Origin of the sequence: Fervidicola ferrireducens (assembly GCF_001562425.1) — a bacterium.
In the GTDB taxonomy this organism is placed as follows: Bacteria; Bacillota; Thermosediminibacteria; order Thermosediminibacterales; family Thermosediminibacteraceae; genus Fervidicola; species Fervidicola ferrireducens.
This window is the reverse complement of sequence record NZ_LOED01000017.1, coordinates 14,867-39,658: the sequence shown is the minus strand read 5'-3', so window position 1 is coordinate 39,658 and position 24,792 is coordinate 14,867. Positions and strand designations below refer to the sequence as shown.

Annotated in this window: 25 protein-coding genes, 6 tRNA genes, 1 other RNA gene and 2 pseudogenes; 29 read left to right on the top strand and 5 right to left on the bottom strand. The window is 46.6% G+C overall.

Features of this window, described 5'->3' with window-relative positions:
• Positions 1 to 18 precede the first annotated feature (18 nt).
• The 3 genes from AN618_RS07390 to AN618_RS07380 all read left to right on the top strand — a co-directional run bounded on the left by AN618_RS07390 (position 19) and on the right by AN618_RS07380 (position 3,060).
• A complete protein-coding gene (locus AN618_RS07390; RefSeq protein WP_157081665.1) occupies positions 19 to 1,296 on the top strand; it encodes an ABC transporter permease in 1,278 nt (425 codons plus the stop codon).
• A 64-nt stretch (positions 1,297 to 1,360) separates the two neighbouring features.
• A complete protein-coding gene (locus AN618_RS07385) occupies positions 1,361 to 2,602 on the top strand; it encodes a glycerol-3-phosphate acyltransferase (protein WP_066353562.1) in 1,242 nt (413 codons plus the stop codon).
• Between the two features lie 32 nt (positions 2,603 to 2,634).
• Complete coding sequence (locus tag AN618_RS07380; protein ID WP_066353561.1) at positions 2,635 to 3,060, top strand: hypothetical protein; 426 nt, start codon at positions 2,635 to 2,637, stop codon at positions 3,058 to 3,060.
• A gap of 3 nt (positions 3,061 to 3,063) precedes the next feature.
• On the opposite strand, the gene AN618_RS07375 is transcribed toward AN618_RS07380, so the two are convergent.
• Both AN618_RS07375 and AN618_RS07370 read right to left on the bottom strand, forming a co-directional pair.
• Positions 3,064 to 3,603 (bottom strand): MFS transporter, encoded by a 540-nt coding sequence (locus tag AN618_RS07375; RefSeq protein WP_187694900.1) that lies wholly within the window; start codon positions 3,601 to 3,603, stop codon positions 3,064 to 3,066.
• Between the two features lie 5 nt (positions 3,604 to 3,608).
• The gene (locus AN618_RS07370) at positions 3,609 to 4,256 is read right to left on the bottom strand and encodes an MFS transporter (RefSeq protein WP_066353559.1); all 648 of its coding nucleotides are present in this window, start codon (positions 4,254 to 4,256) and stop codon (positions 3,609 to 3,611) included.
• A gap of 99 nt (positions 4,257 to 4,355) precedes the next feature.
• Here AN618_RS07370 and AN618_RS07365 point away from each other — a divergent pair.
• The 22 genes and pseudogenes from AN618_RS07365 (at position 4,356) to recR (ending at position 18,211) form a co-directional block, all read left to right on the top strand.
• A tRNA-Ser gene (locus AN618_RS07365) sits at positions 4,356 to 4,442 on the top strand.
• A 10-nt stretch (positions 4,443 to 4,452) separates the two neighbouring features.
• Positions 4,453 to 4,548 (top strand) — tRNA-Ser (locus tag AN618_RS07360).
• Positions 4,549 to 4,553: 5 nt separating this feature from the next.
• Positions 4,554 to 4,630 (top strand) — tRNA-Arg (locus tag AN618_RS07355).
• A gap of 17 nt (positions 4,631 to 4,647) precedes the next feature.
• A tRNA-Arg gene (locus AN618_RS07350) sits at positions 4,648 to 4,724 on the top strand.
• A gap of 23 nt (positions 4,725 to 4,747) precedes the next feature.
• A complete protein-coding gene (tadA, locus tag AN618_RS07345) occupies positions 4,748 to 5,206 on the top strand; it encodes a tRNA adenosine(34) deaminase TadA (RefSeq protein ID WP_083515112.1) in 459 nt (152 codons plus the stop codon).
• A 6-nt stretch (positions 5,207 to 5,212) separates the two neighbouring features.
• Positions 5,213 to 5,303, top strand: a tRNA-Ser gene (locus tag AN618_RS07340).
• A gap of 42 nt (positions 5,304 to 5,345) precedes the next feature.
• A tRNA-Ser gene (locus tag AN618_RS07335) sits at positions 5,346 to 5,440 on the top strand.
• A gap of 165 nt (positions 5,441 to 5,605) precedes the next feature.
• On the top strand, positions 5,606 to 6,208 hold the full coding sequence (locus tag AN618_RS07330) for a DedA family protein (protein WP_066353557.1): 603 nt from the start codon (positions 5,606 to 5,608) through the stop codon (positions 6,206 to 6,208).
• Positions 6,209 to 6,327: 119 nt separating this feature from the next.
• Complete coding sequence (locus AN618_RS07325; protein WP_066353584.1) at positions 6,328 to 6,756, top strand: NUDIX domain-containing protein; 429 nt, start codon at positions 6,328 to 6,330, stop codon at positions 6,754 to 6,756.
• 175 nt (positions 6,757 to 6,931) lie between these two features.
• Complete coding sequence (locus AN618_RS07320) at positions 6,932 to 7,264, top strand: cupin domain-containing protein (protein WP_066353555.1); 333 nt, start codon at positions 6,932 to 6,934, stop codon at positions 7,262 to 7,264.
• Positions 7,248 to 7,358 (top strand): annotated as a pseudogene (locus AN618_RS14000) (Uma2 family endonuclease); the annotation flags it as partial. The gene AN618_RS07320 and the pseudogene AN618_RS14000, both read left to right, overlap by 17 nt.
• 123 nt (positions 7,359 to 7,481) lie before the next feature.
• Positions 7,482 to 10,186 (top strand): annotated as a pseudogene (locus tag AN618_RS13995) (sigma-54-dependent transcriptional regulator).
• A gap of 166 nt (positions 10,187 to 10,352) precedes the next feature.
• Positions 10,353 to 10,661 (top strand): PTS sugar transporter subunit IIB, encoded by a 309-nt coding sequence (locus AN618_RS07310; protein ID WP_066353583.1) that lies wholly within the window; start codon positions 10,353 to 10,355, stop codon positions 10,659 to 10,661.
• 32 nt (positions 10,662 to 10,693) lie between these two features.
• Entirely contained in the window at positions 10,694 to 11,986 is a 1,293-nt protein-coding gene (locus AN618_RS07305) for a PTS sugar transporter subunit IIC (protein WP_066353553.1), read from the top strand.
• Positions 11,987 to 12,002: 16 nt separating this feature from the next.
• The gene (locus AN618_RS07300; RefSeq protein ID WP_066353552.1) at positions 12,003 to 13,406 is read left to right on the top strand and encodes a glycoside hydrolase family 1 protein; all 1,404 of its coding nucleotides are present in this window, start codon (positions 12,003 to 12,005) and stop codon (positions 13,404 to 13,406) included.
• 80 nt (positions 13,407 to 13,486) lie between these two features.
• A complete protein-coding gene (locus tag AN618_RS07295; protein WP_066353582.1) occupies positions 13,487 to 13,813 on the top strand; it encodes a PTS lactose/cellobiose transporter subunit IIA in 327 nt (108 codons plus the stop codon).
• Between the two features lie 127 nt (positions 13,814 to 13,940).
• A complete protein-coding gene (locus AN618_RS07290) occupies positions 13,941 to 14,519 on the top strand; it encodes a Uma2 family endonuclease (RefSeq protein WP_066353549.1) in 579 nt (192 codons plus the stop codon).
• Positions 14,520 to 14,550: 31 nt separating this feature from the next.
• Positions 14,551 to 14,961, top strand: coding sequence for an arsenate reductase ArsC (locus AN618_RS07285; protein ID WP_066353548.1), 411 nt, complete (start codon positions 14,551 to 14,553; stop codon positions 14,959 to 14,961).
• A 133-nt stretch (positions 14,962 to 15,094) separates the two neighbouring features.
• Positions 15,095 to 15,359: signal recognition particle sRNA large type (gene ffs / locus AN618_RS07280), an RNA gene on the top strand.
• Between the two features lie 75 nt (positions 15,360 to 15,434).
• Positions 15,435 to 17,252, top strand: a complete 1,818-nt coding sequence (gene dnaX, locus AN618_RS07275; RefSeq protein WP_066353547.1) for a DNA polymerase III subunit gamma/tau — start codon at positions 15,435 to 15,437, stop codon at positions 17,250 to 17,252.
• 20 nt (positions 17,253 to 17,272) lie between these two features.
• Positions 17,273 to 17,602, top strand: a complete 330-nt coding sequence (locus AN618_RS07270; protein WP_083515111.1) for a YbaB/EbfC family nucleoid-associated protein — start codon at positions 17,273 to 17,275, stop codon at positions 17,600 to 17,602.
• Between the two features lie 12 nt (positions 17,603 to 17,614).
• Positions 17,615 to 18,211 (top strand): recombination mediator RecR, encoded by a 597-nt coding sequence (gene recR / locus AN618_RS07265; protein ID WP_066353546.1) that lies wholly within the window; start codon positions 17,615 to 17,617, stop codon positions 18,209 to 18,211.
• A gap of 57 nt (positions 18,212 to 18,268) precedes the next feature.
• Here the strand turns inward: recR and AN618_RS07260 are convergent, their stop codons facing one another.
• From AN618_RS07260 to AN618_RS07250, 3 genes are all read right to left on the bottom strand, one after another.
• On the bottom strand, positions 18,269 to 19,501 hold the full coding sequence (locus AN618_RS07260) for an RNA-guided endonuclease InsQ/TnpB family protein (protein ID WP_066353544.1): 1,233 nt from the start codon (positions 19,499 to 19,501) through the stop codon (positions 18,269 to 18,271).
• Complete coding sequence (gene tnpA / locus AN618_RS07255; RefSeq protein WP_066353542.1) at positions 19,502 to 19,921, bottom strand: IS200/IS605 family transposase; 420 nt, start codon at positions 19,919 to 19,921, stop codon at positions 19,502 to 19,504. It lies immediately after the preceding gene.
• A 133-nt stretch (positions 19,922 to 20,054) separates the two neighbouring features.
• Positions 20,055 to 20,642 (bottom strand): LysE family transporter, encoded by a 588-nt coding sequence (locus AN618_RS07250; RefSeq protein ID WP_066353540.1) that lies wholly within the window; start codon positions 20,640 to 20,642, stop codon positions 20,055 to 20,057.
• A gap of 81 nt (positions 20,643 to 20,723) precedes the next feature.
• On the opposite strand from AN618_RS07250, the gene AN618_RS07245 reads away from it, so the two are divergent.
• The 4 genes from AN618_RS07245 to accC all read left to right on the top strand — a co-directional run bounded on the left by AN618_RS07245 (position 20,724) and on the right by accC (position 24,760).
• Positions 20,724 to 21,104, top strand: coding sequence for a DUF2508 family protein (locus AN618_RS07245; RefSeq protein ID WP_187694899.1), 381 nt, complete (start codon positions 20,724 to 20,726; stop codon positions 21,102 to 21,104).
• A gap of 27 nt (positions 21,105 to 21,131) precedes the next feature.
• Complete coding sequence (locus tag AN618_RS07240) at positions 21,132 to 21,410, top strand: pro-sigmaK processing inhibitor BofA family protein (RefSeq protein WP_245628444.1); 279 nt, start codon at positions 21,132 to 21,134, stop codon at positions 21,408 to 21,410.
• Positions 21,411 to 21,583: 173 nt separating this feature from the next.
• Positions 21,584 to 23,410: an acetyl-CoA carboxylase biotin carboxyl carrier protein gene (gene accB, locus AN618_RS07235; protein ID WP_066353535.1), complete on the top strand. Its 1,827-nt coding sequence runs from the start codon at positions 21,584 to 21,586 to the stop codon at positions 23,408 to 23,410.
• A 6-nt stretch (positions 23,411 to 23,416) separates the two neighbouring features.
• Positions 23,417 to 24,760, top strand: coding sequence for an acetyl-CoA carboxylase biotin carboxylase subunit (accC, locus tag AN618_RS07230; RefSeq protein ID WP_066353534.1), 1,344 nt, complete (start codon positions 23,417 to 23,419; stop codon positions 24,758 to 24,760).
• Positions 24,761 to 24,792 lie beyond the last annotated feature (32 nt).

Sequence of the window (24,792 nt, the reverse complement as noted above, 5' to 3'; positions counted from 1 at the left end):
TTCTTTTTCGCAGCCCAGATGGCGTGGCAGGGAGTGGTCATAAACCCTCTTCGGTCCGGGCTTACCGTTCTAGGAGTGGCGATAGGGGTTGCTTCGGTCGTAAGCCTCATGGGCATAGGAGAAGGGGCTCGCCTTGCCGTAGTAAAGCAGTTTGAGAGCCTGGGCTCCAACGTCATCGTAATAAAGGCGCACGACGCGAAAGCCGAGTTTATGCCGGAAGAAGCTGAGGAGCTTTTGGAAAGGGTTTCAGGTTTGAAGTACGCTTCACCGGTGGTTCGGACAAATGCCGTCATGCGCTGGCGCAGGGCAAGGGGCCAGGTGGAGATAATCGGAGTATCCAGCGATTTTCCCGAGCTTCGCGACCACAGGCTGGTGTCCGGCCGCTTTTTCACGAAATGGCACGTGGAGCAGCGCTCTCCCGTTGCTGTATTGGGATACAATATCGGAGCAGGGCTTTTGGGCGGGAGAAGTCCCGTGGGCCAGACATTGACGTTAAACGGACAGACTTACAGGATTGTGGGAGTTCTGGAAAAAAAGGGTCCCGGCCAAGCGGAGGGCATTGACGACAAGGTGGTGATACCTTACACCACCGCTTTGAAGATAGCGGGGAAAAAGACGGTAGACGAATTGTGGGTCAAGGCCGAATCGGCGAAAGCTGCGGACCTTGCCATAGCCCAGCTGGGGAGGATCTACAGGAGGAAATTGGGGTTTGACGCAACCGCACCGAAGCCGGGCGACGGTGAACAGCAGCAAATGCCCGGGAAAGAAGGCGCAGAAAAGCCGGTGGAGACATTGCCGGCTCCGCAGCCGGAAGACCAAAGTAAAGAAGAAAAGCCCGCCCTGGAGCTGGGCAAGGATATAATAACAATCACTAATCTAAACACACTTGTGGAAGAAGCGGACAAGGCGAACCGCGTAATGACCCTGCTCTTAGGAGGAATAGCGGCGGTGTCCCTCCTGGTTGGAGGGCTCGGCATAATGAACATAATGCTGGTGGCGGTCACCGAAAGGACCGCGGAAATAGGAGTGAGGAGGGCCCTCGGTGCAAAAAAGTTTGACCTGCTCTTGCAGTTTTTGATGGAAGCCTTTTACCTGAGCGGGATGGGTGCGGCGACAGGTACGGCCCTCGGAATCTGGGGCGTGAATCTTTTCAACCGGTACGGCTTTAACGCGGTGATAAGCGCAGAGGCTGTAAGGGTTGCGGTGTTCGTGGCTTTGGGCTGCGGCCTGATCTTCGGGGTATATCCGGCATGGACGGCGGCTTCCGTTCCGCCGGTGGAGGCCCTGAGGAGATAAAAAGGCAGGGCATGCGCCAAAAAGGGAATTTTATGTTATATATAAAATACAGGGGTGATTCGTAATGGCGCAGCTCTGGCTTTTCGGGATAGTTTCGTATTTAATTGGCAGTTTTTTTGTTATTAAAGACCGCACGGCAGGTTTAACCCTTGATTTTTCTAAAGGTTATTTTGCCATGAAACTTGCCGGTACATATTTGGATTCGGGAATGTCCTACCTTCTGGCATCGAGCGGATTACTGGTGGGCCACGCAAAGCCTCTTTTTAACAAGGGCGAAGGCGATACTTCCGAAGCCGTGGCCCTGGGAGTAATCACCTATATGTCGCCATATTTAGGGCTTTTCGTGTTTTTTTTCTTTCTGCTTTTGAAGTTTTTATTCAACGATTACGACAGCGCCGTATTTGCTTCTTCTTTTCTAATTCCCTTGCTTTCATTTAAATTCTTTAAGAGCGACTCGTTCATAATAATATCGTTCCTTATATTTGGAATTCTTGCCGTGCAATTTTGGCCGCCGGCCCTGGAAAAGCGCCTGAAGCCCGAGAGTTTAACCAGAGTGGCATTTGCCTCCCTTTTGATCTTTTTAATACTTCTTTTTTACTTCAACAAATACGTTTACAAGGGTTTTGGCGTGCAAAGGGATATAATCAGAAGAGGGCCAGAGCACTTTAAGTACGTGGCCATCACCTTTGACGATGGGCCGGACCCGATCTATACTCCTGAAATACTGGATATATTAAAGGAAAAGGACGTCCCCGCCACTTTTTTCCTCATAGGGAAGAACGCTGAGCAGTACCCTGAAATCGCAAGGAGAATAGTGAAGGAAGGACATTCTATTGGAAATCACACCTATTCCCACCGGAGTCTTATTCCGCTTACCACCGCAGCAACGCGGGAGGAGATTAAAAAAGGAGAGGAGGCTATAAAAAAAGCCACCGGTGTGAGGACAACGCTGTTCAGGCCGCCGAGGGGCCTATATACCGCCTATGCCAGAAAGTTTTTGAAGGATGAGCGATATACTGTGGTGCTCTGGGATGTATCTACTATGGACTGGGCGGAGCTGCCGCCTGCTAGCATAGTTTCCAATGTGGTAAAGCAAGTAAAGCCCGGTTCTATAATCCTGTTTCACGACAGCGGGGACTTGGTGGGTTTCAAAGGGGGCGACAGAACCAATACCGTAAAAGCTCTTCCGGTTGTAATCGATGAATTGAAGAATCGCGGTTACAAGTTCGTTACGGTGGACCAAATGATATTCCTGGCGGAATTGATGAAAACGGAGAAAATCGAGGAAAATCACAACGGCGATTGAAGCCGGGCAAAATCGCGGCGGAGGTTGACAGGATGAATAAAGCTTTATCAAAAAATGGATACCCGGGTTTTGCCCTTGTTAACGTCATTTTTGCGGCTTCATTGCTTTTTTTAATAGGTGTAATGGTCATTGATATGATGTCGTCGGAGCTGAAAAAAACGTCTTATTTCAGGGATGCCACGATATCGTATTATCTTGCCGAGGCGGGAGTTCAAAAAACCCTTGCGGCTCTAAAAAAGGACCCGAACTACAAACCTGCAGGGAGCGAGAGTTTGGGAGACGGGTATTTCGAAGTTTCTGTTCAAAAATTAAGCCCCGGCAGGCTGAAAATAATTTCCCGGGGGTTGGCCGGCCGGGCAAAGGAGATCCTTTCGGTGGTGGTGGAAGTTTCGGAAACCGAAGACGGCGTCGAATTAAATGTTATTTCGTGGAAGAGAGAGGGTAAGGAAGAATTATAACGGTCAGATTTCGCTTTTCTCCTTTTCCGGTTCTCTTATTAGAAACGAAAGAAAGAATGAAGCAAGTAATAGAAAGGCACTTGAAAAAAACGAATAGGCAAGTCCGAAGCGATTGCTCATGACGCCGCCTAATGTTGACCCAAATACGAGGCCTATGGAGATTATGCCGTTGTATACCCCGAAGGAGCTTCCCTGGTTTTTGCTATCACCCGATTTTGCTATAAGCACGTTGCCCACTATGGTCATGCCCGCATTGAAAAATCCAAAGATAAACCTCAACGTTAATAGCGATATAACGGAACTGGCAAACCCCTGAAGAGCGGTGAGCAGAGAACCGCCGAGTATCATCAGCCTGTATAATGTAGTTAGGGGGATACTCGTGATTCTGCCGATAAAAGGCGATGCTATGGCGGTGGATATTCCGATAATCGAAAAAACGAGCCCCGTATAAAATTCGGCATTTTCCGGCGAGAGATTTCGAATGACGAGGTTTAATGTAGGAAGTATTGCCATTAGCGCCGCCTGTATCAAAAAGCCTGTCATGAAGATCAAAAAAAGCTGCCGGTTTTTAAGAGGTTCGGCGATACTCTCCCGAATGGAGCGCGATTCGCCTCGCCGCGTGGTTCCTTTACTCCCGTAGCGTAAGGCAGAATCCCGGCTATGATAAGAAGAAAAGCGGTAACTATTAGACTTCCCCTGATGCCAAAAATTTTCGCCAGGAGACCGCCTATTAGAGGTCCGCTTATTGCACCGACGGCCGATGCGGCATTTACAAGTCCGATGTTTTGACTCAGTTTTTCAGGCCTGCTGGTGGAAGCTACGAAGGTGATTGCCGCCGGTATATAACCGGCAAATATCCCGTTCAAAGCGCGAAGCAGAAGGAGTTGAATGTGGTTTTTGGAAAATGCTGTCAATAAGTACACGACTCCCATGCCCAGGCCCGCCCGAGCCATCATGGGTTTTTTGCCGTAGCGGTCCGATATAGCACCCCATATAGGGGCCATGATGCCGCTGGTCAATGAATTGGCGGCAAAGATAAGGCTCGACCACAGCGGTATATTGGACTTCAGTCCCATCTCAATTAAAAGGGACGGAAGAAAAGGAGTTATGGAAGAAAACACTATTTGAGCGATAAAAACGCCCGCGGAAATGAGAAAAAGGTTGCGGCCTTCTGCTGAAAAAAAAGAAAGGTTCATTTTAAATTCCTCCCGAACTATATTATAACATATATTGTAATTCGTTGCGGTTGACAATGAGCATTTTATGTGCTATACTTTGAATTGCCGCGAAAGAGCGGAGGGGTGTCCGAGTGGTTTAAGGAGCTGGTCTTGAAAACCAGTGCCCCAAAAGGGCCGGGGGTTCGAATCCCTCCCCCTCTGCCAGAAGTACCGGGGAGAGATGGCCGAGAAGGTCGAAGGCGGTCGCCTGCTAAGCGACTATACGGACCTAAAATCCGTATCGCGGGTTCGAATCCCGCTCTCTCCGCCATGCGTGCGCCTGTAGCTCAACTGGATAGAGCGTCTGACTACGGATCAGAAGGTTGTGGGTTCGACTCCTGCCAGGCGCACCATATATTTTTTCTAATATGCGCCCGTAGCTCAGGAGGAAAGAGCAGCGGTTTCCTAAACCGCGTGCCGGGGGTTCGAGTCCTCCCGGGCGCACCATTGTACTTTTAAAGGGAAGGATAATGCAGGAAGTAAGCCATGAATACTTCATGCGCGAGGCGCTGAAGGAAGCGCAAAGGGCCTTTGAGATGGACGAAGTTCCCATAGGAGCGGTTGTCGTAAAGGATGGCCGCGTTATCGCCAGGGCCCACAACATGAGGGAAATCACTCAGGACGCCACCGCTCATGCGGAAGTTTTGGCGATAAGACAGGCCTGCGAAGCGGTGGGTTTATGGAGACTCATCGGATGCAGCCTTTACGTCACATTGGAGCCATGTCCCATGTGCGCCGGAGCGATAATACTTGCGAGGCTCGACAGGGTGGTCTTCGGTGCATGGGACCCGAAAGCTGGTGCCGCGGGCAGCGTGGTGGACCTCTTTGGAGTGGAAAGGTTCAACCACCATCCTGAAGTCGTACCCGGGGTGCTGGCTGAGGAATGCAGCTCCTTGCTGAAGGAATTTTTCAGGAAAAAGAGATTATAATCTGGCGGAGAGATGGCCGAGTGGTCGAAGGCGCTCGCCTCGAAAGCGAGTAGGCGGCAACCCCGCCTCGTGAGTTCGAATCTCACTCTCTCCGCCATATAAAAAAAAAATAAAATATTTAACTATTGGTAGACCGTGCGGAGAGATGGCTGAGTGGTCGAAGGCGCTCGACTGGAAATCGAGTAGACGGGTGTTTAGCCCGTCTCGCGGGTTCGAATCCCGCTCTCTCCGCCATTTTTATTTTTGTCCACATGACCACATTCCAAGATTACTACTACGTAAGATAGGGATGTGGTCTTTAAATAAAGGTGAAGACTCGTGCGTTTTTATGATAGAAGAATGATTGAATGATTGTATGAGAAGGCGAAATAAAGTGATAAACAGCGGAGGAAAGTATAAATGAAGGAATTTGTCATAAATACTATCAACAATTATGGTTATGTCGGCATCTTTTTGCTAATCACCATAGAAAATATTTTCCCGCCCATACCTTCTGAAGTAATTCTGCTTTTTGGTGGTTTTATGACTATTTATACGAAATTGAGCGTATGGGGGGTTATTGTATCCGCTACTTTAGGTGCGGTGGCTGGAGCGTTTTTTTTGTACATGATAGGCCGAAAGCTGACAATGAGTAGGCTAGAAAGCTTTTTTAACAAAGGATTTTTTAAGGTGTTTCGTTTTAAAAAAGAAGATTTAAGAAAAGCCCTGCAATGGTTTAATAGACACGGCAGCAAAGCTGTTTTGATTTGCAGACTTATACCTCTCATGAGAAGCATAATCTCAATCCCTGCAGGCATGGCAAAGATGAAAATAACTATTTTTTTGTGTTTTACCGTAATAGGCACGTTTATCTGGAACACGGTGCTGGTTTTTCTGGGAAGGCTCGCCGGGAATGCATGGGGAAAGATTGTCTTGTACCTGGATTATTATTCACTGACTACCGGTGCGCTGATTTTTTTGATATTGGGGTTCGTTTTGCTTAAGAAAAAATTAAAAATTTGAATGGAATTAAGGAAGCCGAAAATAGGCTTTTTTTGTTTATGATAAACAAAAAGGAATTTTGCTAAGATATGGAGAAATGAGTTATGTGCATGAAATATATAAAATCTGGAGGAGATTTTATGTATCCTAATTACCGAATTTCCGTGGAAATTATTTTACTTCATGAAGGCAAAGTTCTTCTTACCAAACGGGCTCCCCATTGCAAGGTCGCTCCGAATGTCTGGAACGTTCCCGCTGGAAAAATAAAATACGATGAAATTCCCATTCAGGGCATGTACAGGGAGGCAAAAGAGGAAATCAATTTAGATGTGGAATTGTTGGAAGAGCTATCGGTTAGAAATATAAAAAGTAAAAGCGGGGATGAGGATATATACCGGGTTGTGTTTACATACCTTGTCAAACCCAAAAACGATGATATTTCTTCTTTAAAACTTAACGATGAACATTCCGAGTATGCCTGGATTACCAAAGAGGACCTGGACAACCCAAAGTATGAAACGCTTCACGATGATATAAGAAAAATTCTTTTAACGAAAGTGTTTAAGTAACATCCAGCCTGATGGATTATTGGGGCATCTCATTGAATGCTGAATTAGTGGGCTTGATGTTTGGTGAAAGCAATCGCCGATGAGCTGTTCGGGCAAAGCATGTATGGTATGATCGGGATAGTGCTGGAAGAAAACCCTTTTCGATGTTTCAATGGAGCCTTAGGCGTACTATCGAGTGGAAAAAAGATTAAAAACACGTAGAACTGTGAGGAGGATAAAGTGCGCAATAAAATATTCTTTTACGGGTGCGATCCGATTATTTTATGTCGCCTTACACGGTAATCCTATTGCAGCAATGAAAGTTAAAATTACACCAGGAGGGTATTACGAGCCTCACTGGGCGACTACAGCTTACGGGTGGCAATTCGCCGTTGAGGGCTATCGTGATCATCAAACAGGCGAAGAAATATATTTCTTTTACAAAAATCACGCCAGAATGCCCCCGAGTTTAATCGGGAGGATGCCCCCTAATTCATTAGGGGGAGGATGTCACTTTGCAGGAGAATAAAAGATACGGCAGGCCTGATATGTACAGTGTGGGAGATAAAGTAAAGGTTTCGATTTTTGACGATCTTATAATAGATTTGACGGACGTTTTTTGAAAATTAAGCCTTATTAGTGGTATGATGCCGCTTTTATTTTTATAAAAAGCGGCGTTTTATTTTTGTGTATCAATGTGTATTATCATCGTTTCTTGTGATAAAATGGCATTGAGGGGGGATACGGTGAAGAGGATTGATAAGGTTTATAGCTGTCTTAAGGAACTTTGTCAAAGGCAGTTTGCCGAAAGGGGAGAGGTAATCGGAGTTTCAGCAACGGAAATCGCCCATGCCCTCGGTATACAGCGGACCAATGCCTCCAGCGATTTGAATGCCCTTTACAGAGAGGGGAAGGTGGAAAAGGTTGAGGGAAAGCCGGTCCTGTACAAGATAGAGGGGGTAGATTTGGCATCTGCCGGAGAATTCGTCACGGAAAAGGATGCCTTCGACGGAATAATAGGGGCTAACTTGAGCCTTAAAAATGCCGTACAGCAGGCAAAGGCCGCCATTATTTATCCGCCGTCCGGACTTCATACGCTATTGCTCGGAGAAACGGGAACGGGAAAGTCCATGTTCGCGGAGGTCATGTACAATTTCGCAAAGGAAGTTGGCAGGATAAAAAACAACGCCCCTTTCGTCGTTTTTAACTGTGCCGATTACGCTAACAACCCCCAGCTTTTGATGGCACACCTTTTCGGGGTAAAAAAAGGCGCTTATACCGGTGCTGATAGGGACAGGGCGGGTCTTGTGGAAAAAGCGGACGGAGGCATTCTTTTTCTCGACGAAGTTCACAGGCTCCCTCCTGAGGGTCAGGAGATGCTGTTTTACCTGATGGACAAGGGACTTTACAGGCGGTTGGGGGAGACCGAAAGCCAGCACAGGGCCGATGTTTTGATAATATGCGCCACGACGGAAAGTATTGAGTCAGTGCTTTTGAAAACTTTTATAAGGCGAATTCCGATGATAATAAAACTACCGAACTTGGCAGAAAGGACGGTGGAGGAAAGGTTCGAGCTTATCAAGAGTTTCTTCAAGGAAGAGGCGGCCGTTGTTAAGACGGATATAAGCATTACTTCGAATGCGCTCAAGGCGCTGCTGCTTTACGAGTGTCCCGGCAATATAGGGCAGTTGAAGAGCGATATAAAACTTTCTATAGCAAAGGCTTACCTAGGTTACATGATGAAAAGGGACGAGAGGCTGTGTGTCCACACCGAGGATTTGCCCGATTACGTGAGAAGAGGACTTTTGAGGTACAGAGAGGCCAAGGATGATATAGATAGGTTTGTTACCGGGGATGTTATTAAGTTTTCTGCTACAGCTTTATCGCCCGTCGTCCACCAGGAAAGGCAGATATTCAATTTATATGAAGCGCTGGAAGAAAAGAGAAGGGCACTGGAGCAGAAAGGGTTGAGCGAAAGCGATATAAAGCTCATAATGAGCATCGACATAGAAACTTACTTGAAAAAATACATGCTGAATCTCGACAAGAACAATTTGGAGGAATTGTATAAGGTTGTGGATAAAAGGATAGTCGATATAGTGAGCGATTTTTTAAATTATGCCGGGGAAAAGCTGGGGAGGTCTTTCGGTGAAAAGACGCTGTAGGCCTTTCCATGCATGTGGCGAGCTCCATAGAAAGGATCAAAAGCGGCAAGGATATCGTAAATAACCAGCTGGAAAATATAAAAAAGGTGTACGAAAGGGAATTCGAAGTAGCAAATTTTTTGAGAAAAAGGATTCAGGATCAATTTAAGATAAAGGTTCCCGAAGACGAAGTTGGCTTTGTTGCGATGTTTTTGTGTCTTGAAGAAGAGGTAATGGAAAAAGACGAAAGAGTGGGCATCGTGGTAGCAATGCACGGAGAAGCGGCTGCCACCTCCATTGCGGATGTTTCCAACAGGCTTTTGGGAGAAGACATTGTTGTGGGATACAATATGCCCCTCGATCAAAAGCCGGAGGTGGCGCTCGATAATCTGACGAATATTGTGAGGAGGATCAACAAAGGTAAGGGAGTTCTGCTTTTGGTTGACATGGGGTCCCTTGCTCTTTTCGGGGACATGATATACGAGAGGACCGGGATAACTGTAAAGACGGTCGAAATGGTATCCACTCCCATGGTTTTGGAAGCGGCCCGGAAGGCTTTGCTCAAGGCTTCGCTGGAAGAGGTATACGATGCGGTAGTTAATTTGAGTCCGTATGTTGGAAGAATTTATAGGGATAACGTGAATTTTGATAGAGCTCTAGAAAAGAACGTAATTGTTACCGCCTGCATAACCGGCGAGGGCACTGCGGTTAAGTTAAAAAATTTCCTGGAAAAAGAACTTCATCTAAGGGAAAAGGGAATTGATGTAATTCCTTTGAAGATTGAAAATAAAAGGGATTTTAGAAGAAAACTGACTAGAATTCGAGAGGAGAAAAATGTTTTAGCTGTTGTTAGTGCTGTAGATCCTGAAGACGAATCTTTTGTATATATATCTACTTCGGAGATTTTTGATAGAAGAAATATACATAGGTTGCAGGGTAAAATAGATGCGCTGAGTCAATTAGAAACAATCGATAATATGCGGGATGTTATCAAAGAAAATTTGGGAATAGATTCGGAAAGATATATATTTTCATTCAAAAAGTTCTTTGTCACACTGATGAATGCCGGCGTGGAATTAAACAAGGATATCACGATAGGATTGATAATTCATATAGCTTGTGCTATCGAACGAATACTTAGGAGAAGAGAGTTACCCTTGATAAAGAATTTCGATGATTTCATAAAACACTATCCTGATGAGTTCGATTTGATTAAAAAGGCTGTGACCTTCTTTGAAGAGGAATTTGATATTGAGATCCCCGATGGAGAATGTGTGATGATAATGAAGTTGGTTTACTCGCTTTAAACGATACACATATCAGTATTTATTTAAAAATAAAAGATACACATAGATACAGTTTTGAAAAAGTTCTTTTTTTTTGCCTGTAGAAATCATTTTTTCTCTTTGGCATAGATTTTGCGAAGTATTTATTTCAAAAAAATTGGAAAAAGAAAAGGGGGAGATAGAGTTTATGAAGAGAATCTTACTTGTATGCGGTGCGGGGATGTCTACTAGTTTGCTGGTAACCAAGATGCAGAAAGCTGCTAAAGAAAGGGGTATAGAAGTTGAAATAGCTGCTACTTCTGGGGAGAGTATAGACAAAGAAATAGAAAACGTCGATGTTTTATTGTTGGGACCGCAAATACGTTACAAAAAGGACGAGTTCAAGAAAAAGTATGGTGACAAATTCCCTATAGAAGTTATCGATCCTATGGACTATGGAATGATGAACGGGGAGAAAGTTTTAGATTTCGCGTTAAAGTTAATCGGTGAAAAATAGGTTTTATTATGATTAGAAGGGAGGAATTTTCAATGAAATTTAATTTAGAGGAACTGCAAAAAAAGATTATGCCTGTTGCCACTAGTTTTTCAAACAACAAATATTTGGGTTCTATAATGGAAGGCCTTACATCATTGATGCCAGTAATTTTAGTTGGAGCTATAGCGACACTGCTTAAAAACTTGCCTATTAGCGACTACCAGTCTTTTGTGACATCGTCAGGAGTCAGCAACTATCTTTCGGTTTTGATAAACTTTACAACAGATATAATTTCGCTGCTGGCAGTTTTTCTGGTTGCTACGAATATTTCTAAGAAATTTGATGTAGATAGTCCTGCTGCTGGACTGTTTGGAATAATTTCTTTTTTGATTCTCACACCGCTAGCCTCCATAGAAAAAGATGGAAGTGTTACGAATTACATTTCTTTCGAGTGGTTAGGGGCTACAGGGCTGTTTGTTGCTATATTGCTCGGGATTTTTGTCGGCAGACTTTATGCGTATTTGGTGCAAAAGGGTCTTGTAATAAAGATGCCCGAAGGGGTTCCACCTACGATTACAAAGTCGTTTGCCGGGCTTATTCCAGGTTTTATCATCAGTGCTTTGGTGTTGGTTATAAAACTTATTTTCGATAACACTGCTTACGGTAGCATACATAAGGTTATTTATACCTTTATCCAGACTCCGCTACAGGGTTTGGGCGGAACAATATGGGCTTTTATTTTAGTCATGTTCGTGGCACATCTTTTGTGGCTGGTTGGTCTGCACGGCATGTTGGTTGCCATATCAGTTATGATGCCGATTTGGATGGCTTTGGACTTGAAAAACTTAGAAGCTTTTAATGCAGGGCTTCCAATGCAAAATGTTCCGGGATTTGCTTTCCTGATGTGCTATACATTGTTAGGTGGTTCTGGTGCTACCTTAGGCTTGAATTTGCTGATGCTTTTTAAAGCGAAAAGTCAGCGCTTTAAGACCTTAGGAAAGCTCGCAATAGCAGCGGGAATTTGCGGCATAAATGAACCTATAATCTTCGGTACTCCAATAATATTGAATCCTCTTATGGCAATCCCCTTTATTTTGACACCTATTGTCATTTCTGTAATTGCATATATTGCTACGGCAATTGGAATAGTGCCGCCCCTCATGGGTGCCATGATGCCTTTGGGAACTCCTATTATTGTTTCTGGAATACTCCAAGGAAGTTGGAGGATTGCTGCACTGCAAGTGGTATTGGTATTGGTATCGGCCCTTATATATTATCCGTTCTTTAAGATAGCTGACAATAACGCCTATGAAGAGGAAGTGAAGCCGGCATCTGAACGGGAATAGAAGGAGGTCTTCTGTAATGGAACGCAAAACAATTTCGTTTCCCAAAGATTTTTTGTGGGGTGCTTCCACTTCGGCATACCAGGTGGAAGGGGCATGGAATGAGGATGGAAAGGGATTGTCAGTTATAGATGTGGGGAAAACTCCCGAAGGAGTTACCGACTTTAAAGTGGCTAGTGATCATTATCACAGGTATAAGGAAGACGTTGCATTATTTGCCGAGATGGGACTTAAGGCATACCGTTTTTCCATATCCTGGACTCGAATATTTCCTGAAGGTGCTGGACGGTTGAACGAGAAAGGAATTGAATTTTATGATAAACTTATAAATGAATTGAAAGCACACAATATAGAACCTATCGTGACGATATACCACTTTGATTTGCCCTATGAGTTACAGAAAAAGGGAGGATGGGCAAACCGCGAAACTATCGAAGCATACGAAAATTATGCCAGAACGCTCTTTAAATATTTCGGCGACCGGGTTAAGTATTGGTTGACGATTAACGAGCAAAATATGGTGGTGATGTACGGAGCAGTTTTGGGGATGATTGAGGCTAAATCTGATAATCCGAAAAAGGAACTATACCAGCAGAACCACCACATGTTTTTGGCGCAAGCAAAAGCTATAAAGCTGTGTCATGAAATGTGTCCGGGAGCAAAAATCGGACCGGCTCCGAACATCGCATACGTTTATCCGGCTTCTTCGAAACCGGAAGATGTCCTGGCAGCGCAGAACTTTTCATCGATCAGGAATTGGCTTTACTTGGACCTGCCGGTGTTCGGGCGCTATAACAGTGTAGCATGGAGTTATATGGAAAGAGAAAACTGCGTGCCGGATATCGAAGAAGGCGATATGAATATTATAAAAGAAGCGAAACCGGATTTCATAGCATTCAATTACTACTCCACGGCGACGGTGGCATGGGATGACGGAACTTCCTCTAGTAATTCCACCGGAGATCAGCAGATAGTTATTGGAGAACCCGGTTTTTATAAAGGAGTGGCAAATCCCCATCTTGAGAAGACGCAATTTGGGTGGGAGATTGATCCGTTAGGTTTTAGAATTACCTTGAGGGAATTGCACGATAGGTATAACCTGCCGCTTTTGGTGACTGAAAACGGGCTGGGGGCTTACGACAAACTCGAAGAAGGCGATGTTGTGAACGATGACTACCGCATCGAATACTTGCGCAAGCATATAGAGCAGGCGAAAATTGCCATATCCGAAGGAGTAAATCTGATAGGATATTGCCCATGGTCGGCTATAGACCTCGTTAGCACCCATCAGGGGATAAGCAAAAGATATGGCTTTATATATGTAAACAGGGATGAGTTCGATTTGAAAGACTTGAGAAGAATTAAGAAGAAGAGTTTTTACTGGTATAAAAACGTCATAGCGATCAACGGGGAAGAGTTGTGATTTTGAAAAATAAAAAGCAGCCGGTTAAATCAATGGACCGGCTGCCTAAAATATTTTGCTGGGAAATAGGAGGATGCAAGATGAGCCCTGAACAGATAGTCTTTACTATAATATCTCATGCGGGCAATGCGCGTAGTTATTGTTTTGAGGCCTTAAAACATGCAAGAAACGGAGATTTTGATAAGGCTAAAAATTGTATTAGTAAAGCGGGAGAAGAAATCATCGAAGCCCATCACGTCCAGACAGAGTTGATACAAAAAGAAGTGCAGGGAGAAAAACAAGAGATTTCTCTGCTTTTGATACATGCCCAGGACCATTTAATGAATGCCATGTTGGCGAAAGACTTAGTAGAAGAGATGATAGGTTTGTACCAAATAGTTTTCAAAGGGGGCAGAATTGGTGAATAAAGCCTATTTGCCCCAATTCTGGAAATAAGGCAGATGGTATTTCATCTACCTTATTTAGTTGAAAATAGGAAAGAGCGAAGTGTATAATTAAATTAATCTTTAAAATTGCAGGGGAGAGTGTTAAGCGATGCCACTACCCCGAAAGGAAGAGAAGGTCTACACTTATGAAGATTATCTAAACTGGCCTGATACGGAAAGGATGGAAATAATTGACGGACATATTTATATGATGGCCCCACCGTCAAGATTGCATCAAAAAATATCGGGTGCTATATATGCTCAGTTTTTCAATTATCTGAAAGACAAGGATTGCGAGGTTTATTATGCTCCTTTTGGAGTTAGGTTACCCGAGGAAGGTGAACAGAGTGATAAAGCCATAAAAAATGTAGTGGAACCGGATATAGTGATTGTTTGCGATAAAGCAAAGCTGGATGACCAGGGATGCAAGGGAGCGCCCGATTTGATCGTGGAGGTTACTTCCCCCTCTACCGCCCGAAAGGATAAAATGGAGAAATTTAATTTGTATGAAAGGCACGGAGTAAAGGAATATTGGATCGTCGAACCTGAAAATAAGATAGTAAGTGTATTTACGTTGCAAGAAAATAAAAGGTACGGCAGGCCGGATGTCTACAGCGTGGAAGATAAGATTAAAGTATCGCTCTTTGGGGATCTAGTTATAGAATTAAAAGATGTTTTCGAAAAATAAAGTTTAAACTGATTAACGAAAGGGTGGAGAAATGAAACCCAAAGTAGCCTTTGTCTGCGTTCACAATTCGTGCAGGTCCCAGATGGCGGAAGCTATAGCTAAGCTTTTTGCATCGGATGTTTTCGAAGCTTATTCCGCCGGAACGGAAATTAAATCGCAGATTAATCCGGATGCGGTAAAAATCATTAAAAAACTTTATGGAGTGGACATGGAAAAAAAACAGTACCCTAAGTTATTAAACGAACTTCCGAAAATTGATATCGTGGTAAAAATGGGCTGCAACGTGAACTGTCCTTATCTTCCGGCAAAGCATGTGGAGGACTGGGGGTTGGAAGACCCGACGGGCAAGGGCGAGGAGGAATTCGAAAGGACTGCAAGGGCGATCGAAGAAAAGGTGAAGGATTTAGCAAGAAGGATTAAAATTGGTGAAATTGCAGTATAGGTAGTTTACCTGCAAAGCTTACTTTGGGGTGGAATTGGAGCTTCTTTCAAAAAGTTGTAAAAGTGATTTGCCTTGCTATTTTTTTATAAAGATAGTATAATAAACTTTGCAGAATACCTGCAGAAAAATTTGGCCGTGCTAGACGGGGAGGTAGCGGTGCCCTGCACCCACAATCCGCTGTAGTGGGGTCGAATTCCCTCCCGAGGTTTCTTCCCTGTGGGGTCCGGCCGGGATAAGTGGCGAAGAAGACCGGGTCCCGCGCAATGGAAACTTCCGAACCCCGCCAGGTCCGGAAGGAAGCAACGGTAAGGAAGCCCTTCCATGTGCCGCGGGGTTGCCTAGTCGGAGTTAACTGTCTCGGTATCGCCCGGAGGGAAAAATCGACGGAGGGTGCACGGCCAAAATTTCAAGCCGCCGGATAGCTTCGGCGGCTTTTGAAGTATCTGGAAAATTATTGTCGCGGGGGATATCCCATGGCATACGTGGCCCTTTACAGGAAGTACAGGCCTAGGAATTTCGATGAAATCGTGGGCCAGGAAGCCATTGTCAGGACTTTAAAAAACCAGGTTAAATCGGGGAAAATAGGACATGCCTACCTTTTTTGCGGTATGAGAGGCACGGGCAAAACCAGCACCGCCAGAGTTCTGGCAAAAGCTTTAAATTGCGAGCATGGCCCTACCGACACCCCGTGCAACAAGTGCAAAAATTGCATTGCTATCAATGAAGGCTCTATGATGGATGTTATCGAAATGGATGCAGCTTCCAATAGGGGTATCGATGACATCAGGGCCCTGAGGGAGAGGGTGAATTTTCCTCCGTCGGAAGGGCGCTACAGGGTGTACATTATCGACGAGGTGCACATGCTTACCACCGAGGCTTTCAATGCCCTTTTGAAGACCCTCGAAGAACCGCCGCGCCACGTGGTTTTCATTCTCGCCACCACTGAGCCAAACAGGCTTCCGGCCACGATTTTGTCCCGCTGCATGAGGTTCGATTTTAAAAGGGTTCAGGCCCGGGAAATGCTCCCTCATCTAAAGAGGATAACCGAAGAAAACGGGGTCGATGCGGAAGAAAGGGCCCTTTTACTTGTTGCGAGGAATTCACAAGGGTCCATGCGCGATGCCTTGAGCCTGCTTGACAAGGCCCTTTCTTTTGGCGGAAACAGGCTTACCTTTGAGGATGCGCTTTCGCTTTTTGGGGCGGTGGGCGATGACCTCTTGATGGAAATAGCGAGAGCCGCAAAGAGCAGAAATCCTGGCAGGATTCTGGATGTAATTGAAGAAGTGGTAAACACTGGTAAGGACCTCGTGCGCTTTGCCGACGACCTTATGGTCCTTTACAGGAATATGCTTATGGTATCGGTGGGGGCAAACCGGGAACTCGTCGACGTGACCGATGAGGAATACGGCAGGCTGGAGGCTTTGGCGAAGATTTATTCCACGGAAGAAATTCTAAATTCATTGGACCTTTTAAAAAAAGCTGCTGGCGATGTGCGGTGGGCATCCCAACCCAGGACCGTGCTGGAAGCCGCCATGGTAAAGCTTGCCATGCCGGAGCTGTGGACGGGGGATGCAGGCGAAGCTGCGAAAGTGAAGGTTTTGGAACAGAGGGTTGAAGAGCTGGAAAGAAGGTTAAAAGAGCTTCTAGAAAGCCCGGCACTTTCGGTACAGGAAGAAAAAAAACGCGCAAAAAAGGATGAAAACCTGGCGAAAGTGAAGGAAAATGGCGGCGAAAAAGGAAATATGGCAGGTGAACCGTTGAGGGATGAGGTGGAGGAAAAGAGCGTAGAAGAGGAGGATATGAAGGACGGACCGGAAAAGCCGGAAAAATTAGGCGAAGAGGCTGCAAGGCTCGAAGGCAAACCGGAAGTATCCGAAGGTGCGCCGGGGGAGGAAGTCCGGCAAAGCCCGGGCGGTGGAAAGCGAAAAAAGGATGGGACTCTCGAGGAACTTAAAACAAAATGGCGGGACGTATTGGAAGAACTTGAAAAATCCGGGAAGATGGCCCTGGTCAACGTCATGAAGGAATGCCGAGTTGAACCTTGCGATATGAAAAATGGTGCTCTTTTCCTTTCTTTCGAAGGGTTCGAGGGGCATAAGACCCTTATTGAGATGCAGAAAAAATTGATAGAAGAAGGAATTAAAAGTGTTACCGGATTGGAAGTCGTAATAAAAGGCTTAAAAAAAAATGAAGTAGCCGCATCGAAGGACGAAGATGTCTCCGATGAGGAATTCATCAGGAGCGCCGTTGAACTTTTCGGCGAGGACCTGGTGGAAATAGAAGATGAATAACCGGAATGGAGGTTGATTTTATGAAAAATTTCGGCGGTATGGGGAATATAAACAAGCTCATGAAGCAGGTCCAGAAGATGCAGGAAGAGATGGCAAAACTCCAGGAAGAACTAAAAGAAAGGACGGTGGAAGCGACGGCCGGCGGTGGCGCGGTAAGGGCAGTGGCCAACGGTAAAAAAGAACTTGTGGAAATAAAGATTCAGCCGGAAGCCGTGGACCCCGAGGATGTGGAAATGCTGGAAGACCTCATCCTTGCCGCCGTCAACGAAGCCCTGCAGAAAGCCGAGGAAATGGTGGCAAGTGAAATGGAGAAACTCACCGGAGGCCTCAACATACCGGGGCTTTTTTAAGGAAGGATCGATATGGCATATTACGCACAGCCCATAGCCCGGCTTATAGATGAACTTTCGCGCCTGCCAGGCATAGGGCCGAAGACGGCCCAGCGGCTTACTTTTTACATTTTGAAAATGCCGAAAGAGAGGGTTACAAATCTCGTCCAGGCTATAGCCGATGCAAAAGAATCCATAGTGTACTGTTCCGTGTGCGGGAACTTTACCGACGTGGACCCGTGCAGCATATGCAGCGCCCCGCATAGGGATAGAACCACCATAATGGTGGTGGAAGAGCCCAAGGACGTGGTAGCGGTGGAAAAAACGAGGGACTACAAAGGGCTGTATCATGTGCTGCACGGCGTCATATCGCCCCTTGAGGGTATAGGTCCCGATGATATAAGGATAAAGGAGCTTCTTGCTAGAGTTTCCTCTGGCGTGAAGGAAGTCATAATCGCCACCAATCCCGACGTGGAAGGCGAGGCCACGGCCCTTTACATCGCAAGGCTTTTAAAACCCCTGGGGCTCAAAGTTACGCGCATAGCCCACGGCATCCCGGTGGGTGGGGACCTGGATTACGCCGACGAGATAACCCTGGCGAAGGCCTTGGAGGGCCGCAGGGAGATGTAGACACCGCTTTTAGGATCACAGCGTGACGTCCTCCCCTCAATAAATTGAGGGGCATCCTCAAGCGGATGCACACAGGGTTTTATCCCTGCGCTTCGGTTCAGCGACGCCGTGCCATCCCAAGTGGTATGACACGACCGCGGGCCGCGCCACTCGGCCACTACTCCCCTTCACGGGAGATACCTGATATACTCTCTCGTAGATGTTCAGGGCACCGTTTACGTCCGCCTGCGCCCTCCAGCCGCAGGAACATATATACAAACCCCGATACCTCCTGTTGGAAGCCATAACATTCCCGCAGGCGTGACAAGTAATGGACGTACTCTTCTCATCTACGTTATCCCGTACCAAAATTCCCGCCATTGCCCCTTTGTATTTAAGCATATTAATCAACTTTCGGTACGGCCAGGCGTGTAGCCGCTGGTTCAGCCGGTCTCCATAGGCAATGCTTTCCCGGATTCCGTTAAGGTTCCCTATAGCTATTTCTTTCACGCCCCGCTGCACGCACTCCGCAATAAGGTGAGATGTGGCTGCATGCAGTAGTTGTTCAACCTGCTTCTTCTCCCGGTGTGCTGTCTCTCTCCACCTGCGTGAATTTTGTTTAAGATTGGCCCTTACCTTCTGCCAGTAGCGCCTTATGGCTTTGATCAGCCTACCGGAGCAAAGCATTACCGCACCATCGTCAAAAGCACAGGCCATGAGGACCGTCTCCCCGAGATCTACCGCCGCTTTCCCCGTCCCATTGTTCTCACGGGCCTTAACTTCCACCACCAGGCGGGCTTCTATTCGCCCGGACACCTTGTCGTAGGCGATGGAAAGCTCCCGCACCCGTTCGTATTCAATATCAGGACGATGAGATATGCGGAAAGACACCTGTTTTACACCATCTTCCCGGCTGGTGCCCAGGCTCAGAGTAACTCTATCTCCATCTACCATGAACCCGCTTTGGACGTACTTGAGCGGGGAAAGACAGTTCTTTCGCCGGAAGCCGGGAGCCTCGTGCTGCGTGAGACCCTTCTTCTTAAGAGCAAAGAAAGACTTATACGCTTCCCGTACCTCATCACGGGTGAGCTGGATTGACATCGAGTAGTACCCTTTGGCCCTGGGTAGCTCTTTCAAGATGCGGTTGAGGTTCTTTCGAGAAATATTTACTTTCCCGGTTTCTTTGTACTCTTTCCGCAGGTGCCACAGAAGGCCGTTGTAGATCTTGGTGGCGCAGAACATGGCGTCTTTTAGAACAGCTTCGGTCTGAGGATCTGCGTGGACCTGAGCCTTGAGGGTGATTAAAGGCACCTATTCACCTCCTTCCTCTGTTTTTTGGGCTTCGATATACCGCCTAATGGTCTCGCTCGAGACCTGTCCAGCTGTGCCCACATAGTAGCTTGGGTTCCATAGGTGGCCGCCCCCGAGTTTCTTCTTGAGTTCCGGATGCTTCACAAAAAGCGTCCGTGCTGTGGAGCCTTTCAGCACCTTGGCGATTACTGCCGGAGCTATTTTGGGAGGGGCGGAAAGAAAAGCGTGTACGTGGTCGGGCATGACCTCCAGGGCCAGCAACTCGTAGCCATGTTCCTTGCAGAGAGCAGTAATTGCTCCCTTCAGGGTTTCGTCTACTGGTGGGAACAATACCTTTCGGCGGTACTTAGTTGACCATACAAAATGGTAGTTGATGTTGTAAACTGCTGTTCCGGTTGATTTCCAAGCTTCTTTCTTCATACCATTATGATAACGTACCGCGAAACACTTGTAAAGGTTAGAGCGATGGGGTCCGTGTATACCCTCAATAAATTGAGGGGGATTACTGCCCCCTCGCGCTCCCCTGGTTTTCTAAAAGCGGTGTTTTTTAATTTCAGGAAGCCAAAATTGAAAAGGCCGAGTATAGCAAAAGGAGTGCCATCAACGCATTGAAGGCGTTTTTGTATCTTTTTAAAAATCTTTGGAAGGCAGCACCAAATAGGGCCCACGAGCAGGTCGAAAGGAAGCTCAGAAAGGCAAGGAACAGGGAAAACATGATAATCACCAGGCTCGATTTGTAGTAGGGCGTTATAAAACTCGAAGTTACGGTTATTCCATATAGTATGACTTTCGGATTGAAAAACTGCAACAAGAGACCGGCGGCAAAGGAGCTGCTTTTTTCCATAATGGAATTATTTTCATCCGGATTGCTTTTTAATATCTTCACCGCAAGATAAATTATGTATATTGCGCCGAAAATTTTCATGATTTCCCCCGCAAGAGGTACGGCGTAAAAAAGGAAGAGGTTAAAGTAGTTGCACAGCATCATTACCACCGTAAACCCGATGGCTACTCCCAAAATGAACCTGAAGGTTTTTTTGAATCCCATATTTGTCGCGAAAGTCATCGATAGGATGTTGTTCGGCCCCGGAGTAAAGGTGTTGATCAGGGCGTAGGACAGAAAAGCGATGAAATTTGGCATTGTAATGACCTCCTGAAAAAATAATCGAGAATATAATATTCGCCGGATTTTTCCGGTTTCCTTTTAATCTTTTAATTTTAAATGATTTATTATACTGTCATCGATGATGCTGGAGATAATCCCTCTTTCTTAGCAACCACCGGAATAAAACCTGTAAAACTGGTTAAAATTTCAAAAGAGGTGGTTGCTTTGAAGAAAGAGGATATAGCCAGGTTTTTTTCGGAACTTTCGTCTTTTCTGCTGGAAGACCAGGATGGCACCGTAAAGCCCCAGGAGTTTTCTCTGAGCGACGAAGTTAAAAAAGCCCACATGGAGCTCTTGTCAGCTGAAAAATACTTCCAGAGCGTGACGGACCCGGACCTGGTGGACCATGCCATATACACCATGGAGGCGGCAAGGAGAAAGTTCATTTACCTTTTGAAAAAAGCGCGTGAACAGGGCATAACCTCCGGGAAGCAGTAATAAGTATGTACAAAAAAGCCCGGAGGGGTGAAAGTTGTGAATCAAATCGACATAGGAGCGATTCTGGCCTATGCGTTTGGGCTCTTGATGCTCTACGCCATAGGCAGGATGTTGCTGGGACCAATAAGGCTGGTGCTAAGGCTCATTTACAACGCCGTAGTGGGCGGGCTAATACTGGTCCTTCTGAACTTCATAGGGAATTACGTGGGGCTTCACATAGCTTTAAATCCGGTCAATGCTTTGGTTGTCGGGTTTCTAGGGGTTCCCGGCGTGTTGCTTTTGATTGCGCTTAAGAGTCTCCTGTAAGTACCGCATGACATCCGGCCAAAACCCTTCGGTTGATTCGAAGGGTTTTTATTTTTTCCGAATAAAATTTACATTATAATTGACAATCATTCGGTATTCATGTATAATTACAAAAATAATTTTATACATTATTCAAGAAAATTCCGATTCAATAAATTTGGGGGGATAATGTTGTGGGGAAGGTCAAAATTACCGATGTAACTTTGAGAGACGGACATCAGAGCCTGTGGGCGACGAGGATGACTTTAAGTGACATGCTTCCCATACTTGAAAAAGTAGACAGCGTGGGGTATCACTCCCTGGAAGTATGGGGAGGCGCTACTTTCGATGTGTGCCTTCGGTATCTCGATGAGGACCCCTGGGAGCGCCTGAGAACCATTAAAAAGTACGTCAAAAATACCCCCCTTCAGATGCTCCTGAGGGGCCAGTCGCTGGTGGGATACAGACACTATCCCGACGATGTGGTGGAGGCCTTCATAGGAAAGGCCGTGGAAAACGGAATAGACATCATTCGAATCTTCGATGCGCTAAATGACCTGAGGAATATGGAATTCCCCATAAAAATCGCAAAAAGGGAAGGAGCTCACGTTCAGGGGACGGTGGTCTACACCATAAGTCCCGTGCACACAATCGACCATTACCTCGATGTGGCGCTGGAGCTTGAAAAAATGGGTGTGGATTCCATCTGCATAAAGGACATGGCAGGGCTTCTCTCACCCTTTGAAGCATACGAGCTCGTTAAACTCTTCAAGGAAAGGTTGAATGTGCCGATTCAACTTCACAGCCACTATATCGGAGGGCTGGCCTTGGGCGCTTACCTTGAAGCCGTAAGGGCGGGTGTGGACGCGGTGGATACCGCAAGCACGCCTCTTGCCTTTGGCTCCTCGCTGCCCCCGGTGGAAACCTTAGTAAGATCCCTTTCGGGGACCGAGTGGGATACTGGCCTCGACATGCACCTCTTGTTTGAAATAGCAGAATATTTTGAGGAGCTTCGCCGCAAGCTGGGCTTTGAGCGCGGCGTGACCCGGCTTACCGACATGGGGGTTTTCGAGCATCAGGTTCCCGGAGGGATGATTTCCAACCTGGTAAGCCAGCTTAAGGAACAAAAGGCCGAACACCGCCTGAAAGAGGTGTTGGAGGAGATACCTAGGGTAAGGGCGGAGCTCGGATATCCTCCGCTGGTTACTCCCACGAGTCAGATAGTGGGAATTCAGGCGGTACTAAACGTGCTCCTGGGCGAAAGGTACAGGATAGTCCCCGAAGAAGTGAAAAATTACGTGAAAGGCTTTTACGGAAAGCCTCCGGCCGGCATGGATGAAAATGTGAAAAGAAAGATAATCGGGGATGAAGAGCCGATTAGTCGAAGACCAGCCGATTATCTTGAACCTCTTATGGAAAGGGCGAGGAGGGAGGCGGGAGACCTTGCTCGAAGCGAGGAAGATGTTATATCTTACGCCCTTTTCCCGCAGGTTGCAAAAAAGTTCCTGGAAAAGAGAAAGGAAGGGAAGCTGGTGCCGGGAGGCAGCCGCCAAAAGGCTGTAGAAGAAAAAGATAAGGAGGTTGAGGAAGAGGGTATGGACCTCAAAAAAATTACGGAACTAATCAAAACTCTCGAAGAGACCGGCATAACGGAACTCAGCATTGAAAGCGAAGGGGTAAAACTCAATATAAAAAGAGGGGCACTTCAGCGGGGTGCAAGAAAAGAGGAAAACATCGAAGATAAGGCCAAAGCCGTGCCAAAGCCTGAAAAAAGCGACAGAATGGTCGAAATAAAATCGCCTATGGTAGGTACTTTTTACCGGGCGCCGGCTCCGGATGCACCGCCCTTTGTGGAGGTGGGAAGCAGGGTGAAACCCGGGCAGACCCTCTGCATCATAGAAGCCATGAAGCTTATGAACGAGATAACTTCCGACGTCGCCGGGAGGGTAGTGGAGATTCTGGTCGAAAACGGCCACCCGGTGGAATACGGTCAGGTCCTCTTCAGGCTGGAAAGGGAGTAGATGTCTATGTTCGAAAAGGTACTCATAGCAAACCGCGGAGAGATAGCCGTAAGGATAATACGGGCCTGTAAGGAATTGGGCATAAAAACGGTGGCGGTATATTCGGAGGCCGACAGGGACAGCCTGCACGTAAAGCTAGCCGATGAAAGCGTGTGCATTGGGCCTCCTTCCGCTGCCCAGAGCTACCTCAACATACAAAACATAATAGCGGCTGCCAAGACCAAAAAGGCCGATGCCATCCATCCGGGGTACGGATTCCTGGCGGAAAACGCCTATTTTGCCGAGATGTGTTCCACCTGCGGCATTACCTTTATAGGGCCGTCGTCCCATTCCGTACAAATCATGGGTGACAAAGCCTCCGCCAAAGCGGAAATGGAAAAAGCCGGAATCCCGGTGGTGCCCGGCTCCGGCGGGGTTATTGAGGATGAAGACCATGCCCTTTCGGTGGCAAGCAAAATAGGATATCCGGTTATAATAAAAGCTACTGCTGGGGGAGGGGGTAGGGGCATGCGGCTCGCCCAAAATCCTGAAGAACTCAGGAAATCCGTGGCCCTTGCCAGGCAGGAAGCGGAAGCCGCCTTTGGAAATCCACAGATTTACCTGGAGAAATACATCGAGGAGCCCCGGCACGTAGAAATCCAGATTTTGGGCGATGTACACGGCAATGTTATTCACCTTTACGAACGGGATTGCTCCATTCAAAGGCGCCACCAGAAAATACTGGAAGAGGCGCCGTCGCCGGCCATTTCCCCCGAATTGAGGGAAAGGATGGGAAGCGATGCCGTTAAGGCCGCCAGGCAGGTGGGTTATTACAGTGCCGGCACCGTTGAATTCCTCCTGGACAGAAACGGTAACTATTATTTTATAGAGATGAATACGAGGATTCAGGTAGAACACGGGGTAACCGAGATGGTAACGGGGATAGACCTCATAAAACAGCAAATACTAATAGCGGCGGGAGAAAAGCTAAAGTTCAAACAGGAAGATATAAAACTTTGCGGCCATGCCATCGAGTGCCGCATAAATGCCGAAGACCCTTTGCGCAACTTCGTCCCGACTCCCGGGAAGGTCGAATTTTATCACGCACCCGGTGGATTCGGCATAAGGGTTGACAGTGCCATCTATACGGGCTGTGAAGTTTCGCCGTACTATGATTCTATGATAGCAAAGGTGATAGCGTGGGCGCCGACACGGCAGGAAGCCATTTCGCGGATGAAAAGGGCTCTTATGGAGATGCAGGTCGATGGGATCCCCACCAACATCCCGTTCCATCTCAAAATAATGGACAACGCCTTTTTCCAGAGAGGCGAGATATACACCAATTTTATTCAGAGAAGGCTTCTTGGGTAATTCTGGAATTGTTAAGAAAATTCGCTTGACTA